At 53.2% G+C, this 15,491-nt stretch carries 14 protein-coding genes; 7 read left to right on the plus strand and 7 right to left on the minus strand.

The window, feature by feature from the left end; genetic code table 11:
• Positions 1-1,487: ATP-dependent DNA helicase DinG (dinG, locus tag GN208_RS16930; RefSeq protein ID WP_243828492.1), on the plus strand; the 1,487-nt coding region annotated here is incomplete at its 5' end.
• A gap of 15 nt (positions 1,488-1,502) precedes the next feature.
• Here dinG and GN208_RS16935 read toward each other — a convergent pair.
• From GN208_RS16935 to rhtA, 3 genes are all read right to left on the minus strand, one after another.
• Complete coding sequence (locus GN208_RS16935; RefSeq protein WP_004235717.1) at positions 1,503-2,207, minus strand: molecular chaperone; 705 nt, start codon at positions 2,205-2,207, stop codon at positions 1,503-1,505.
• 334 nt (positions 2,208-2,541) lie between these two features.
• A complete protein-coding gene (gene dps / locus GN208_RS16940) occupies positions 2,542-3,045 on the minus strand; it encodes a DNA starvation/stationary phase protection protein Dps (protein ID WP_004235719.1) in 504 nt (167 codons plus the stop codon).
• A gap of 142 nt (positions 3,046-3,187) precedes the next feature.
• Entirely contained in the window at positions 3,188-4,087 is a 900-nt protein-coding gene (gene rhtA / locus GN208_RS16945) for a threonine/homoserine exporter RhtA (protein ID WP_004235720.1), read from the minus strand.
• Between the two features lie 248 nt (positions 4,088-4,335).
• Here rhtA and GN208_RS16950 point away from each other — a divergent pair, with 248 nt between their 5' ends.
• Positions 4,336-4,911, plus strand: coding sequence for a TIGR00730 family Rossman fold protein (locus GN208_RS16950; RefSeq protein ID WP_015422556.1), 576 nt, complete (start codon positions 4,336-4,338; stop codon positions 4,909-4,911).
• A gap of 12 nt (positions 4,912-4,923) precedes the next feature.
• Positions 4,924-5,385, plus strand: a complete 462-nt coding sequence (locus tag GN208_RS16955) for a GNAT family N-acetyltransferase (protein ID WP_243828493.1) — start codon at positions 4,924-4,926, stop codon at positions 5,383-5,385.
• A 56-nt stretch (positions 5,386-5,441) separates the two neighbouring features.
• Here the strand turns inward: GN208_RS16955 and GN208_RS16960 are convergent, their stop codons facing one another.
• Together GN208_RS16960 and GN208_RS16965 are read right to left on the minus strand one after the other, a co-directional pair.
• The gene (locus GN208_RS16960; RefSeq protein WP_004235724.1) at positions 5,442-7,163 is read right to left on the minus strand and encodes an amidohydrolase; all 1,722 of its coding nucleotides are present in this window, start codon (positions 7,161-7,163) and stop codon (positions 5,442-5,444) included.
• 27 nt (positions 7,164-7,190) lie between these two features.
• Entirely contained in the window at positions 7,191-8,543 is a 1,353-nt protein-coding gene (locus tag GN208_RS16965) for an APC family permease (RefSeq protein ID WP_015422557.1), read from the minus strand.
• Between the two features lie 1,007 nt (positions 8,544-9,550).
• Between GN208_RS16965 and codB the strand changes: the two genes are divergently transcribed.
• Positions 9,551-10,798 carry a cytosine permease gene (gene codB / locus GN208_RS16970; RefSeq protein WP_015422558.1) on the plus strand — a complete coding sequence of 416 codons (1,248 nt, stop codon included), beginning with the start codon at positions 9,551-9,553 and terminating at the stop codon, positions 10,796-10,798.
• Entirely contained in the window at positions 10,791-12,095 is a 1,305-nt protein-coding gene (locus tag GN208_RS16975; protein ID WP_015422559.1) for a cytosine deaminase, read from the plus strand. Before codB ends, GN208_RS16975 begins: the two co-directional genes overlap by 8 nt.
• On the opposite strand, the gene moeB is transcribed toward GN208_RS16975, so the two are convergent.
• The gene (gene moeB, locus GN208_RS16980) at positions 12,052-12,825 is read right to left on the minus strand and encodes a molybdopterin-synthase adenylyltransferase MoeB (RefSeq protein ID WP_015422560.1); all 774 of its coding nucleotides are present in this window, start codon (positions 12,823-12,825) and stop codon (positions 12,052-12,054) included. The two genes, GN208_RS16975 and moeB, sit on opposite strands and share 44 nt — an antisense overlap.
• Positions 12,825-14,075: a molybdopterin molybdotransferase MoeA gene (moeA, locus tag GN208_RS16985; protein WP_004235731.1), complete on the minus strand. Its 1,251-nt coding sequence runs from the start codon at positions 14,073-14,075 to the stop codon at positions 12,825-12,827. Before moeA ends, moeB begins: the two co-directional genes overlap by 1 nt.
• Between moeA and GN208_RS18095 the strand changes: the two genes are divergently transcribed.
• Positions 14,074-14,199, plus strand: coding sequence for a hypothetical protein (locus tag GN208_RS18095; protein ID WP_004241683.1), 126 nt, complete (start codon positions 14,074-14,076; stop codon positions 14,197-14,199). The two genes, moeA and GN208_RS18095, sit on opposite strands and share 2 nt — an antisense overlap.
• 78 nt (positions 14,200-14,277) lie before the next feature.
• The gene (locus GN208_RS16990; RefSeq protein ID WP_004235733.1) at positions 14,278-15,459 is read left to right on the plus strand and encodes a YbfB/YjiJ family MFS transporter; all 1,182 of its coding nucleotides are present in this window, start codon (positions 14,278-14,280) and stop codon (positions 15,457-15,459) included.
• Positions 15,460-15,491 lie beyond the last annotated feature (32 nt).

Genomic DNA, 15,491 nt, shown 5'->3' on the forward strand with positions numbered 1-15,491 from the left:
TCCTGGCGCGGCGTGAAATTGAAAGTGTGGATGTGGTGGTCGCCAACCATGCGCTGGTGATGGCGGCAATGGAGAATGAATCGGTTTTGCCGGAAAGCAAAAAACTGCTGCTGGTGCTGGATGAAGGACACCATATCGCTGATGTGGCCCGTGATTCCCTGGAAGTGGAAGGGGATATCACCCTGGTATCACTTCAGGCGCAGCTGGACAACCTTTCCCGCTTTGTCACTCAGTATCTGCAACAGTTCCGTCCGCTAAAACCGCCGAAACTGGCGGACAGCGCCCGTCTGCAAAAACATCTGGACGCGATGTCAGATGTGTACCGCGATATGGCGATGTACACACAGGCGCTGCTGCCGGAGCAGGCGGCGGATCCGCACTATTTGTTTCCGCTCGGGGAACTGCCGGAACCGCTGACGGCAGCGGCTCAGCAACTGTCAAAACAGACGGATGCTCTGCACAGCATGGTGGAGGGGATACTCAGTGATCTGAACGAACAGACGGCAAAACAGGATATTGTCCGTCTGCACCGCGCCATCCTCACGGCCGGAAAGTTCCTCGGTGCACTGGAAAACAGCGCCAAACTGTGGCGTCTGGCGGCGCTGTCGGAAATCTCACACGCGCCGGTCTCAAAGTGGCTCAGCCGCCGCTATGAAAAAAATCAGTCTCACCTCTGGTTCCACTGCGCGGGGATCCGCGTCAGCGAACAGCTCGGCCACCTGTTATGGCGCAATGTACCGAATATTGTGGTGACCTCGGCAACCCTGCGTTCACTCAACAGTTTCAGCCGGTTACAGGAAATGACCGGGCTGAGTGAAAAGGCGGACGACCGCTTTGTGGCTCTCGATTCTCCGTTTGATCACTGCCGTCAGGGGCGGCTGGTGATCCCGAAAATGCATTATGAACCGACACCGGCCGATGAAGCCGCACATATCGGGGAGATGGCGCGTTATTTCCGCTCCCAGCTGGCGTCCGGTGAGCACCGCGGCATGCTGGTGCTGTTTAACAGCCAGCGGGCAATGGATCTGTTTCTCACCCATGTGACGGATTTACGTCTGCAACTGCTGGTGCAGGGGGATCAGCCCCGTTACCGGCTGGTGGAAACCCATTGTCAGCGGATCCGGGACGGGCAGAACAGTGTGCTTATCGGCCTGCATTCTTTTGCCGAAGGTCTTGATCTGAAAGGGGATTACCTGACTCAGGTGCATATTCACAAAATCGCGTTTCCGCCGGTCACCAACCCGGTGATTATCACGGAAAACGACTGGCTGAAATCCCTGAACCGCTACCCGTTTGAAATCCAGAGCCTGCCGGGAGCGTCATTTACGCTGATTCAGCAGGTCGGGCGGCTGATCCGCAGTCATCAGTGTCACGGGGATGTGGTAATTTACGACCAGCGCCTGCTGACCAAACGGTACGGCAGCAGGCTGCTTAATGCATTACCGGTCTTTCCGATTGTGCGGCCGGATATTGAACCGGAAAAATAATTAAACGGGTGAGCGTTATTCTGCTGTGGCGGTAAAGGTTGAGTCACTGCCGTAATCATTGATATTGCTGATAATCAGCCGGTCTCCGCGTTTCACCGCGCGTTTTACCGCGATGTCTGAACGGCTCTTCGGTGTCAGCATAAACGATTTATGTAATATCTGTTTTTTATCCGCCAGCGTTATTTCCGTAATGGTAATGTGATACGGCGAATTATTATTTATCAGGATTGAATGATTACCTGGCTGAAAGGTTATCTGCTGAGTGGCGGTATCTCTGTCGCTTAATCCGGCAGGGCGGTAAAACATTTTAAACCGGGAACGAACGGCAAGCTGGACGGAGTCGTTCTCTTCCTGCGGGGACGTTTTACTGACCGGCGGAATATCCAGAACATTCAGCCACCACAGACTTCCTCTGTCGGCCGGTATGGCGCTTTTATCCAACAGACGGATACGCAGTATCTGGTTTGCGCCGGGATTAATACGTGAAATCGGCGGGGTCAGTTCAAACGGTGTGACAGGCAATTTCGCGGGCAGAGCCTCGGAATCGCCCGGGTCAAGCCAGTACTGAACAAATGCCGCAGTGGCGGATTCATTATTTATCCGTGCCGTAATATCGTGAGCACCTTTCGGATAAATATACCGTGTGCTATTCGCACTGATACCGTCAGCGAAAGAAAAGGCACTGATAAAATACCCGATAAATAACAGATATGATTTCATTTTATTTCCCCGCTGTGCACGAAGAAATACACAGACAGGTATTATTACTGAGAAAATTACCTGCCATGATTACGTATTAACGTATTCCCTTTATTTCATTTAATTTTATGCGTTTTTTTTGTTTTTGAAATACGTATGTTTTCTTGGTTTTGTTTATTACGGAATACCGTTAATACCGAAAAATAATAAGCAAAAAAAACCGCCCGGAGGCGGTATAAAGGGTAGGATTGACTCACTAGGTCTTACTGTTTTTATTGTCTGCGACACATACTCACACATGAGATGTTTATTTCAGCACCGTAACCCGCCGGCTGCGGTGCCGTATTTCTGACTATTATTCGATATTGGCTTCGATGAACCACAGGTACTGGTCGAGGTCGCGGGAGGCGGCAGTAAACATATCTGCGGTATTTTCATCCTCAACGCGGCTGACGGCACGGCGGATATCGTTGGCGACGATGGCATAACGGTCGGCCAGTGCTTTCAGGTGATCCTGCACGGTGTGGATATCGGTCGGATAAGCCGGTAAAGCAGAGGCTTTACTGACAGCCTGTGAAGTACCGAGTGCCACACCGCCGAGCTGAACAGCGCGTTCGGCAAAGGTATCCAGGTGGCTGTTGAGGCTGTCACGGAAGCCGTCCAGCATTTCATGTACAGCAATGAAATTGCGGCCGCGTAGATTCCAGTGCGCCTGTTTGGTCATCAGCGACAGGTCGATAAACTGCAGAACCTGATGATTCAGTTCATCAATGGTTTCCTGCTTAATATCATCAGTGACATCGTTACGGGTGTACACTAAGTGAGAAGCTGTGGTTTTCACTAATTTCGCGGTGCTCATTATTGTTCCCCTTATTTATTCCGTTAAACATCTTTGTTTCGATGGGGTTACTATAGGGCAGCGCAGATGATAGTTAAATTCGATTAAATCTATAGAATCGATAGGTAAACCGGCACGAGGCCGGTTTCAGTATGGCGGGTGATTACTCAACAGCTTTGATTTTTGACTTTGGTTTGATGGTCAGTGCCGCGCCCATGGAGGCGATGACAATGCAGCTCAGCGCCAGCCATTGTGTGAATAACAGATGCTCGCTCAGGAAGATAATACCCACCATTGCGCCAATTACCGGCTCAAGGCTCATCAGTATGCCGAATGTCCGTGTCGGCAGGCGGGTCAGTGCCACCATCTCCAGCGAGTACGGGAAGGCCGTTGATAAGATAGCCACCGCCACCCCGACCGGCAGTACCGCCCAGCTGAACATCACACTGAGATCACTGTGATAAGCCCCTACCGGAAAAAAAATCAGTGCGGCGATAAGTGAGCCGACGGAAACCGTGGCTGCGCCGTAAAAGCGTCCGGCCCGCTGGCCGAAGATAATATAGAGTGCCCAGCCCGCCCCGGCACCCAGGGCATACAGCATCCCCACCGGATCCAGCTGATTAATCTGTCCGATCTGCTCACCGAGCGGCAGCAGAAAGGCGAGACCGGCGATCACCAGAATAATCCAGAGATAATCCGTTATTTTCCGTGCCCCGAACATAGCAACCGCCAGCGGCCCGGTAAACTCCAGGGCGACTGCAATCCCGAGCGGAATGGTGGACAGCGCCAGATAGAACAGATAGTTCATCGCCCCGAGCGAGAGGCCGTATCCCAGCATCGGCAGCAAAGACTCACGGGTAAAACGCAGCCGCCAGGGTTTAAAAATCACCAGCAGAATCGCTGTACCCAGCAGTAATCGCAGGGCGGTCACACCCGGGGCACCAATAACCGGAAACAGGGTTTTTGCCAGTGAGGCACCGCTCTGAATAGAGATCATCGACAGCAGCAATAAGCCGATCGGTAACCACGGAGAACCACTTTGCTGGCGGGGAGACGCAGACATGAAGAACCTCGGGAGCAATAAAAATGCGGTGAGACAATTAGTTATGTTGAATTGCATGCAAAAGGCAGAACTCGTCCTGCAATCTTAGCGGGGCGGCTGACGGATAGCAATTACTGATTTAAGAGGATATTAATCCGCAGACAGCGATTGCCGGGTAATATAGCAAAATCTGACGAGTGCTATCTTCAGACCGCTTGCGTATACTGACTGCCGGATTTTCATTTCATCACGATAAGGACAGGGCAGATATGCGGGATATTAAACGAATAGCAGTCTATTGCGGATCAGCTGCAGGTGCATCAGAGATTTACCGCCTTGAGGCCGTGAAATTTGCCCGGATTCTGGTTGAGCAGGGAATTACCCTGGTTTACGGTGGTGCCAGTGTGGGGATCATGGGGACGGTGGCGGATACCGTACTCCGCGAAGGCGGGAAGGCCATCGGCGTGATCCCGGCATTGCTGGAAGGACGGGAGATTGCTCATAAAAACCTGACTGAGCTTCATCGCGTCAGCACCATGCATGAACGTAAAAGCAAAATGATTGAACTGGCGGACGGCTTTGTCGCGCTGCCGGGCGGCTTCGGTACCCTGGATGAGTTTGCTGAGGTCTTTACCTGGAGTCAGATCGGGCTGCATCAGAAGCCGGTCGGGCTGATGAATATCAATAATTATTATGACCCGCTGCTGTCTCTGATCAGCAAAATGACCGATGAGCAGTTTATGCAGGAAAAATACCGCCATATGGCGGTAGTCGAAACTGACGGTAACGCGCTTATCCGCCGCTTCCGTGACTATGAGGCACCTGCGGTCAAAACCTACGATTAACCGGAGAATACTATGATAATCGGCCCTGCCGCACTGAATGACACTGATCGCATTGCTGAGCTTTATCAGCAGTTATTTACTCTGATGGCGGAATATCAGCCCGACCGCTGGCGCCCGGCGCAGCAGGATCGCGGATTTATCGAAAACGCTGTGACAGATGAAAAGTTCTGTCTGCTGGTGGCGGAAACGGAAGGGCATATTGCCGGGTTCGCCTTTGCGCAGACGCAGGTTACCTCACCTTATACCTGTGTGGTGCCGCGTCGTTTCGGTTATATCTTTGATATTGTGGTTGATCCGGCGGTACGCGGACAGGGCACCGGAAAAAAATTACTGGATGCTGTTAAAGACTGGTCAAAGGCACAGGGCCATACGCATCTGGAGTTGTCAGTGCTGCCGGAAAACACCGGTGCCATGCGTTTATATGAGCGCGAAGGCTATCAGCCGGTGATCCACACACTGGCGATTAAGCACTGAGATAAAAAAACCTCATCGCAGGATGAGGTTTTGGTTTATCAGACTGCGGATTACCGTCAGTTGGTCAGATGAACGGTTTTACCGCCGACAATGGTGCGCAGTACTTTCACATTGGCAATATCATCAGCAGGTATCTGAAACACATTGCGATCCAGCACGATCATATCAGCCAGTTTGCCCGGCTCCAGGGAACCGAGAATATCTTCCCGGTGCTGAGCATAAGCCGAGTCAATCGTGGCGGCACGCAGCACTTCCGTGACAGTCAGGTCACGGTCGGTGTCCAGACGCTGTGCCGGCTGACCGTTGACCGGATGACCACGGCGGGTGGCGGCCACTTTCAGATCATACCATTCATCAAAATCATCAATCGGCCAGTCACTGCCGAACGCAACGACCGCACCGGCATCAATAAACTTACCGATAGGCTCCAGCTGCTGAAAACGGGTTTCACCGATCATATTGCGGGTGAATTCCGCCAGTTCCGCAGTCGGTGCCGCCCACTGGAAGGAGAGGCAGGCAATGGTGCCGAGTCTGGCGAAACGCGCGTAATCTTTGGCATCCACCAGCTCATTGTGAGCCAGTCCCGGACGGATATCTTTGCCCGGATGCGCAGCCCGCATTTTTTCGATGCCGTTGAGCACCATATCAACCGCACCTTCACCGACAGTATGCAGATGCGGATCGTACCCGGCAGCTGCGATACGTTCGAGCAGGGCATCGATCACCTCTGAAGTGAAATAGAGATCACCGTAATTTTCTGTCTCACGCCAGTCCGGTTGTGCCGGGGTGCCGTGATTGATGCGGTACGGTTTCAGCAGGGAGGCGGTCATGGTCGGGAACTGAAGCACACCATCAACAAACATTTTAATGTTTTTTACCGCGATGCCCGGTTCCGGGCCCCATTCAGGCTGATGATAGCGCTCCGCAAAGGCAACGGCGTTTTGCACGGCCTGCGGCACGGATGCCACATCCGGCGCATCATCCGGCGTGATTTCACGGGCAGCCTGCACACGCAGTGTCAGTTCACCCTGCTCCTGTAATGCACGGAACGCATCCAGCTGTAATTCTGCCACACGTGCATCCATGACCATGGTGACGCCCTGTTCATTGAGGACTTTCTGCACCAGACGGGCGACATCCACTGCGCGGTCAGCCTGAATGGAGGGAATACTGTCTGCCGCACGCATCGCCGGGGCATCCTCAAGAATTCCGTTCAGTTCACCATTGGCGTGTTTGCCGATTTTACCGTCACTCGGTGCCGGGGTTTCTCTGGTGATGCCGAACAGCTCCAGCGCACGGCTGTTGGCAAGCAGGGTATGGCAGTCATTGGAGAACAATACGACAGGGCGGCGGGTATTGAGCTTGTCCATATCTTCGCGGTACATATCAATACCGGCCGGTAACATGCCCTGACGCAGCCAGGCGGTCACTTTCAGCCAGTCATTTTCGCCGGTGCGCGGATCATTATCCAGATGCGCCTGCACACGGGCGAGGATCTCATCAATGGTCAGGGATTCATAATTCAGATGGCAGCCGAACAACTGAATACCGCCCCAGAACGGGTGCATATGACCATCAATAATCCCCGGCATCATCATTTTGCCGTCGAGGTCGATAAACTGTGTATGCTCACCACGGAATGCTGCCATGTCATCATTATCACCACAGGCAAGAATACGGCCGTCAGCAATGGCGATGGCCCCGGCGACGCGGTTTTCCGCATCCGCAGTATAGATATAACCGTTGTGATAAATAATATCAGCGGCAGTCATTTTCATTATGCTCTCCAATCCTCATCAACAGAGTTAATTGATAATTAAGTGAGTTTCTTCTTCCGTGATTGACGGCGGACGGCGGGTAAAGAAGCGGGTGATCACACCGAGGTATACCACACCGATCCCCAGCCAGATCAGGCCGACAGTCAGTGCCTGAGCATCCAGGCTGGTCCACAGCCACAGGGTCAGCAGCACCCCGATAGCCGGTACCACCAGACAACGCAGGATCACAGCAGCCGTCAGCGGTTCTTTCCGGTCAATAATAAAGTGTTTGATAACACACAGATTTACAAAGGTAAATGCAATCAGTGCGCCGAAGCTTATCATGGACGCCACCAGGCTCAGGGAGAGCACCAGCGCCATCAGTGAGGCGAGGGCGACAAACAGGATCGACAGTACCGGAGTGTTGAATCTGGCATGCAGACGGGCAAATACTGAGCGCGGCAGCACCCCTTCACGGCCCATGGCATAAAAAATCCGCACAATACTGGCCTGGGATGTCATCGCGGAGGCAAACACGCCGATCACATAGGCGGTAATAAAGGAGGACGCCATCAGTGCACCACCGACTTTTTCCATCACCTGAATACTGGCGATATCGGTGTTCGGCAGGAAATCACGCCACGCCGGATAGCTCAGGTGTGCGGCGTAAGAGATAATGATAAATAATGTCCCGGCAATAAACACGGTATAGAGGATTGCTTTCGGCAGCGCCCGTTTGGCGTCTTTGGTCTCTTCCGCCATGGTGGAGATGGCATCAAACCCGAGGAATGCGAGACACAGAACCGCCGCACCGGCAAACAGCCCGGACACCTGATCAGACATCACCGTCAGCGGGGCGAGCAGCGCCTCTTTATCCAGTGTGAACGCGGAACTGAAGCTGAGATACAGGAACAGCGTGATAAATATCAGCTGCATCACAATGATCAGCATATTCATCGAGGTGACCAGTTTGATCCCGAGAATATTCAGCACAGAGACAATCACAATAGTGGAGACGATTATCAGCTCCATCGGCACCGACGGCAGGGCTTCATGCACAAAAATACCGATGGCGATATAGTTGATAATCGGCAGAAACAGATAATCCAGCAATTGCGCCCAGCCGACCAGAAACCCGGTATTCCCGCCGAATATTTTCTGGACATAGGAATACGCAGAGCCGGCCAGCGGCAGTGTGCTGGTCATTTTACAATAGCTGAGTGCGGTAAACAGGACGGCTGTCAGAGTAATAATATAAGCAACCGGTAAATGACCTTCACTGAGGACGGTAACCTGTCCGTAAGTTGTGAAGATACCAAGGGGCACCATATAGGCGAGCCCGAAGAAAACCAACGCGGGGGTATTTAAGACGCGTTTCATTTGCACAGTATTCTGTTGCATTTTTACAGCCCTTCCCAATAGCCTGAAACATGCCGCGGATATCGCATCCGGGCACAATATATATTTCCGGCCGTCAGCGGATGACGGTCAGTCTGCATTTATTTTCAATAAACCTCGCACCTTGCGTCTGCATCGTGCGCACTTTACTGAAACGTCAGTGATAAACGGGCCATCACCACACGCTGGGGTAAATGCAGGCGGCGTACAATATATGAGTTATCTGTATTTGGCAACAGAAGTTGAACAGGATAATAATAAGGATAAACCATCCTTACCGGTCGTGCTTTTCCGGCTTATTATCAGGCATACCGAAAACAACATAACCTGATATATTTTTCAGTAAATTCATTGTGATACCTGTTTTAAGTAATAAGCCGGTGTTACCGGCAATACATTACGTGACATAACGTAATTCGTTATCCGGCTGCAAAAGAGAATAACCCGGGTATTTTTGAAGCGGGAGGGTGACGGATAAGTCTCAGGCTGCTGCTTTTCATCGCCGTAAAACGGCGGGTAACCGATAAATAAAGATAAAGTAATCGCGTGTCAGAAAGAAAATATAAAAAATAACAACATCCCCGGCGGAATATCCGGGGAAATAAAAGAGCTCCCGGGAGAAGAATATTATTTTCTGATGTCAGGTGTTATTTCCCGGCAGGCATGCAATGTTTATCGTCACTTACTGCGACAGTAAATAATTAAAATATTAATAAATTGATTTTTATGTGATTTTTTTGATTTTTTGACGGGCGGAAGCGTATTTCAAGCACTTCATGTTCATATCCTGATAACAGGAGTAGCCTCTCCGTCTGACAATAACGGGTACAGCAATCAGGAACGATTTCTCCGCATTTTTGTCCTGTTCGTTTGGTCAAAATGCTTTTTTACCGGGATATTAACGATGCGTTAATTCTCTTAAAGTGTGAACGAAATCGTTTGCTTTTGTTTTTTGCGGCTATAGAATTCGTCAGATTTTTTTGGCCTGAGAAAAGCAACAGGAGGCAATTGTGTCCGGGGATAAAAATTACAGTCATGGGCCTGTGCCCATATCCGCGCGGAAAGGCGGGCTGGCATTAACCTTTGTAATGCTGGGTTTGACCTTCTTTTCCGCCAGTATGTGGACCGGAGGTGCTCTCGGTACCGGTCTCAGTTTTAATGATTTCTTCCTCGCAGTTCTTATCGGTAATCTTCTTCTTGGTGTCTACACCGCTTTTCTTGGTTTCATTGGTTCCAAAACCGGCTTAACAACCCATCTTCTCGCGCGTTACTCCTTCGGTATTAAAGGCTCCTGGCTCCCTTCATTCTTACTCGGCGGCACACAGGTCGGTTGGTTCGGCGTCGGTGTGGCCATGTTTGCCATTCCGGTCGGCAAAGCAACGGGCTGGGATATCAACTGGCTGATCGGTATCTCCGGGGTGCTGATGACCATAACCGTGTTCTTCGGTATCTCTGCGCTGACCGTACTCTCGGTGATTGCGGTTCCGGCGATTGCCATTCTCGGCAGCTATTCGGTTTACCTCGCGGTTACAGGCATGGGCGGCATGAGCGCACTGCGTGATGTGCTCCCTGCACAGCCGATTGATTTTAATCTGGCGCTCGCCATGGTGGTCGGTTCGTTTGTCAGTGCCGGCACGCTGACAGCGGATTTTGTCCGCTTCGGCCGCAAGCCGAAAATTGCGGTGCTGGTGGCGATTATCGCCTTCTTCCTCGGTAATTCACTGATGTTTATCTTCGGGGCGGCCGGGGCGGCGTCTCTCGGTATGGCGGATATCTCTGATGTGATGATTGCACAGGGACTGTTATTACCGGCGATTATCGTTCTCGGTCTGAATATCTGGACCACCAATGATAACGCGCTTTACGCCTCCGGTCTGGGGTTTGCCAATATCACCGGGCTTTCCAGCAAAACCTTATCTATCGTCAACGGGCTTATCGGCACACTGTGCGCTCTGTGGCTCTACAATAATTTTGTCGGCTGGCTGACTTTCTTATCCGCCGCTATCCCGCCAATCGGGGGCATTATTATTGCCGATTACCTGATGTACCGTCACCGTTATGAAACCTTTGACCGCAGCAAAATGCGCGATGTGAATGTCAGCGCACTGCTGGCCGTGGCGGCAGGTGTGATTGCCGGGCACTGGCTGCCGGGGATTGTGCCGGTGAACGCAGTTCTCGGCGGGGCGTTAAGCTATGCTGTCCTCAATCCGTTACTTAACCGTCGTCGTACAACCAACCCGGAGATGACCCGTGCTTAATCAAACCGTAAAACATATTTTTAATGCCCGTCTGCCGGATCGTGCTGGCCTGTGGCGTATCGACATCGATAATCAGCGCATTACCGCGATTGTGCCGCAGCCGGAGGGTGAAATACTGCCGGAAAGCCTGGACGCCGAAGGCGGCCTGGTCACCGCGCCGTTCGTCGAGCCGCATATTCACCTCGATACCACCCAGACTGCCGGGGAACCGGCGTGGAACCAGTCCGGCACCTTATTTGAAGGGATTGAACGCTGGGCGGAACGCAAAGCGCTGCTGACGCACGATGATGTGAAAACCCGCGCCCGGCAGACCCTGAAATGGCAGATTGCCAACGGCATCCAGCATGTCCGCACTCACGTTGATGTCTCTGATGCCACCCTGACCGCGCTGAAAGCGATGCTGGAAGTGAAGCAGGAAGTTGCGCCGTGGGTGGATTTGCAGATTGTTGCGTTTCCGCAGGAAGGGATCATGTCCTATCCGGACGGTGAAGCACTGCTGGAAGAAGCACTGCGCCTGGGCGCGGATGTGGCGGGGGCTATCCCGCACTTTGAATTTACCCGCGAATACGGCGTGGAATCCCTGCACAAAACCTTTGCGCTGGCACAGAAATATGACCGTCTGATCGACGTGCATTGTGATGAAATCGATGATGAACAGTCCCGTTTCGTGGAAACCGTTGCCGCGCTGGCACACCGTGAGGGAATGGGCGCGCGTGTTACCGCCAGCCACACCACGGCGATGCACTCTTATAACGGGGCTTATACCTCCCGCCTGTTCCGTCTGCTGAAAATGTCCGGCATTAACTTTGTGGCGAACCCGCTGGTGAATATTCACTTACAGGGGCGTTTCGATACCTATCCGAAGCGCCGCGGGATCACCCGTGTCAAAGAGATGCTGGCGGCGGACATTAATGTCTGCTTCGGTCACGATGACGTGTTTGACCCGTGGTATCCGCTGGGTACCGCCAATATGCTCCAGGTGCTGCATATGGGGCTGCATGTCTGTCAGCTGATGGGATATGGTCAGATTAATGACGGGCTGAAGCTGATTACGGAATACAGTGCGCGTACCCTGAACTTACAGGATTACGGCGTGGCGGAAGGCAAACGCGCCAGTCTGCTGATCCTGCCGGCGGAAAACGGGTTTGATGCCGTCCGCCGTCAGGTGCCGGTGCGTTACTCTGTCCGTGACGGCCGTGTGATAGCAGAAACACAGCCTGCCGTCACACAGATCCATCTGGATAAACCGGAGACTATCCGTTACAGCCGCACACCTCGCACTGAGGATCAGGCTTAAGATTAATGGTGCGGAACTGCATGCGCATCGCATCAAACAGCACCACTTTTCCGCTGCTCACCTGCCCGTAGCCGGTGAGCAGTTTGATGCACTCCATCGCCTCCAGGGTGCCGATGGTACCGACCAGCGGTGCCATCACACCCGCTTCCACACAGGTCAGACTGTTCTCCCCGAATAACCGGCTCAGGCAGCGGTAACAGGGTTCCCCCTCCTGCCAGGTAAAGACAGCAATCTGTCCTTCCATACGAATAGCGGCACCGGACACCAGCGGGATCTTCAGCTGATGACACGCCCGGTTCAGTTGTTCGCGGACGGCGACATTATCGGTGCAGTCCAGCACCACATGGTGAGACCGGATCAGAGCGGTAAGCTCATCATCATCCAGCTGTTTGGTAACGGTTTCGGTATGGCAATGCGGATTGACGGCTTTCAGCGCAATGGCGGCGGATTCTGTTTTTGCCATCCCGATACGGGCATCGGTATGCAGGATCTGACGCTGAAGATTGGAGAGAGATACGGTATCAAAATCCAGCAACGTAAGATGCCCCACGCCCGCCGCCGCCAGATACTGCGCTGCCGCACACCCGAGTCCGCCGAGGCCGGTGATCAGCACCCGCCCGGCTTTCAGCGCTTCCTGACCATCAAAATCAAAGCCGCGCAGCACGATCTGCCGGTTATAACGCAGCGCTTCCTCATCACTGAGCTCAATATGTCCGGGTTCAGTCGCCATCAGTCATTCTTCAGTAAATGGTTAAAAAACTCGATTTCAACGGTTTCACCGGCGGCAACCGCACCGCGCTCACGCTCCAGCACAATAAAGCAGTTGGCGAGGCTGAATGAACTGAAAATATGCGAGCCCTGGTCGCCGGTGGTTTTTACCACCATCTGACCGGACTCATTCACCCCGGCAATACCGCGCTGGAAATCCAGACGACCGGAGGATTTTTTCAGCGGCGTAGTGGTGACGGCTTTAAACCGCATTGGCGGCTGCCACTGGCTGAAACCGGACAGGCGGGCGATCAGCGGCTGCACCAGCTCATAAAAGGTAACGGTGGTGGAGACCGGATTACCCGGCAGACCGCAAAACCAGGCGTTATTCAGCTTACCGAAAGCAAACGGCTTGCCCGGTTTGATCGCCAGTTTCCAGAAATTAATTTTGCCGATTTCATCAAGAATCTGTTTGGTGTAATCCGCTTCGCCGACAGACACGCCGCCGCTGCTGATCACCAGATCCGCCTGTGCATCGGCTTTCTCAAAAGTGGCGCGCAGAATATCCGGATTATCCGGGATCACGCCGAGATCAATTACATCACAACCGAGCTTTTCCAGCATCAGACGAACCGCAAAGCGGTTGGTATCATAAATCTGTCCGTCACCCAGCGGCTGGCCGACCGCCTGCAATTCATCACCGGTGGAGAACACCGCCACTTTCAGTTTGCGCACCACGGACAGCTCCGCCAGACCGAGGGAGGCAATCAGCGGCAGCTGGGCGGCGGCCAGTTTGGTGCCTGCCGGTAAAACTTCACTGTGTTGCGCGATATCCTCACCAGTACGGCGGATATTCTGCCCGGCGGTAATTCCGGCGGTAAAGGTAATTCCGGCATCCGACACTTTCGCTTCTTCCTGCATCACCACGGTATCCACACCCTTGGGTACCGGTGCGCCGGTCATAATACGGACACATTGTCCGGCCGGTAATTCACCTTTGAATGGAACACCCGCCAGAGCGCGACCGGCAACCGGCAGCGGGGTTTTTCCGTCCCAGTCGGACAGGCGAAACCCGTAACCATCCATTGCGGAATTATCAAACGGCGGTACATTGATAGGCGAAATAACCGGGGTGGCAGTGATCCGCCCGGCGGCATCCGTCAGCGCGATTGTTTCAGTACCGGTGATCGCGGCCGGGGTCGCGAGCAGCTTATCCAGTGCTTCCTGTAAAGAGATTAACGAAGAGGTGTAACTTTCTGTCGGATTAGCCATGATGCTGTTTCACTCCCGGCGCCTGCTGGGCGCAGATAAAACGGATAATAAAGAGAAGGGCATTATGGCAGACTTACAGCACAAGTTGAATGATGTGGCACAAAAGCGTGAGCAACAGATCTGATTCCGGAAGTCATTATTGCATTTTAAAGGCTTCTTTTGGTATAACGAAGTTACAAATTATTAACATATTGCATTTCATATGACGACATCTCACTCCGCCCGTCAGACAACGGCGCTTCATATTGCAGTCAGTGGTTTTCTTGCGCTGGTGGTGGCCATGGGAATAGGGCGCTTTGCTTTTACCCCGCAGGTGCCGCTGATGATTGACGAGTACCAGCTTGATCTGACAACTGCCGGTATTGTGGCTGCCTGGAACTACCTCGGCTATCTGGCAGGATCCTTTGATGCCATGCGGGCAAAACGCGGTATTGAGCTGCGGCTGTGGACCGGTTTATGGGGCGCGGTGATTATCACACTGCTGTCAGCGGTGATTTCCGGGGCTGTGCTGCACAGTATCGCGCGCTTTTTTATCGGCTGGGCGAGCGGCTGGACACTGGTGTTAGCAGCTGCCTGGACCAATGACGCACTGGCAAAACTTAACCGTCCGGCACTGAGTGTCGCGGTTTACGGCGGCACCGGTACCGGAATTCTGCTGTGCGGACTGGCAGCTATCGGCATTCAGGGCTTATCACTGACCGCCTCGCAGGGCTGGTGGATCTATGGTGCTGCGGCACTGCTCTTCAGTCTGTATGTCAGCCGCTATCTGCCGCGCCCGGGGGAACTGAGCAGCTCCTCCTCCCCGCACAGTAAACCGCGGATGACACCAAAAATCCGCCGTTTATTGTGGAGCTATGCGCTGGCCGGATTCGGCTATATTCTGCCTGCCACGTTTTTATCACAGATGGCGGCGGCGCGTTTCCCCGGCAGCCTGTTTGCTCAGTTTGTCTGGCCGGTATTCGGGATAGCGGCAGTCGCCGGTATCGTGGCCGCGATTGCCACGCGGCGTTTTTTCACGCCGCCGCGGCGGCTGGCAATCACTCTCTGGGCACAGGCAGCGGGTATTCTGGCGGCAGAAATCATGCCCGGGATCAGTGGTCTGGCAGTCAGTGCTTTTCTGGTCGGCGGCGGCCTGATGGCTGCGGTCCAGCTGGCATTCCAGTGCGGACGCGAACTGGCACCGGAGCACGGCCGCTATATGGCCGGATTGCTGACCACCTGGTATGCCGTCGGGCAGCTCGGCGGCCCGCTGGTATCCTCTGTCTCCGCGTATTTTACCGGTAAACTGGAACCGGCGCTGTGGGTGGCCTTTGCAGCACTGATTATCGGTGGTTTGCTGGTTTTCCGTGACCGCAGCGATATAAAAGAATCATTATCTCAGTGATAACAGGGTTATTATTTATTAATCCTGTTATC

It is taken from the genome of Morganella sp. HSTU-ASny43 (assembly GCF_022819185.1).
In the GTDB taxonomy this organism is placed as follows: Bacteria; Pseudomonadota; Gammaproteobacteria; order Enterobacterales; family Enterobacteriaceae; genus Morganella; species Morganella morganii.

Excerpts from the sequence above, each read along its gene's own strand:
- GN208_RS16935 (WP_004235717.1), bottom strand. The coding sequence starts at position 2,207 with ATGAAATCATATCTGTTATTTATCGGGTATTTTATCAGTGCCTTTTCT.
- dps (WP_004235719.1), bottom strand. The coding sequence starts at position 3,045 with ATGAGCACCGCGAAATTAGTGAAAACCACAGCTTCTCACTTAGTGTAC.
- rhtA (WP_004235720.1), bottom strand. The coding sequence starts at position 4,087 with ATGTCTGCGTCTCCCCGCCAGCAAAGTGGTTCTCCGTGGTTACCGATC.
- GN208_RS16950 (WP_015422556.1), top strand. The coding sequence starts at position 4,336 with ATGCGGGATATTAAACGAATAGCAGTCTATTGCGGATCAGCTGCAGGT.
- GN208_RS16955 (WP_243828493.1), top strand. The coding sequence starts at position 4,924 with ATGATAATCGGCCCTGCCGCACTGAATGACACTGATCGCATTGCTGAG.
- GN208_RS16960 (WP_004235724.1), bottom strand. The coding sequence starts at position 7,163 with ATGAAAATGACTGCCGCTGATATTATTTATCACAACGGTTATATCTAT.
- GN208_RS16965 (WP_015422557.1), bottom strand. The coding sequence starts at position 8,543 with ATGCAACAGAATACTGTGCAAATGAAACGCGTCTTAAATACCCCCGCG.
- moeB (WP_015422560.1), bottom strand. The coding sequence starts at position 12,825 with ATGGCGACTGAACCCGGACATATTGAGCTCAGTGATGAGGAAGCGCTG.
- GN208_RS18095 (WP_004241683.1), top strand. The coding sequence starts at position 14,074 with ATGATGCTGTTTCACTCCCGGCGCCTGCTGGGCGCAGATAAAACGGAT.
- moeA (WP_004235731.1), bottom strand. The coding sequence starts at position 14,075 with ATGGCTAATCCGACAGAAAGTTACACCTCTTCGTTAATCTCTTTACAG.
- GN208_RS16990 (WP_004235733.1), top strand. The coding sequence starts at position 14,278 with ATGACGACATCTCACTCCGCCCGTCAGACAACGGCGCTTCATATTGCA.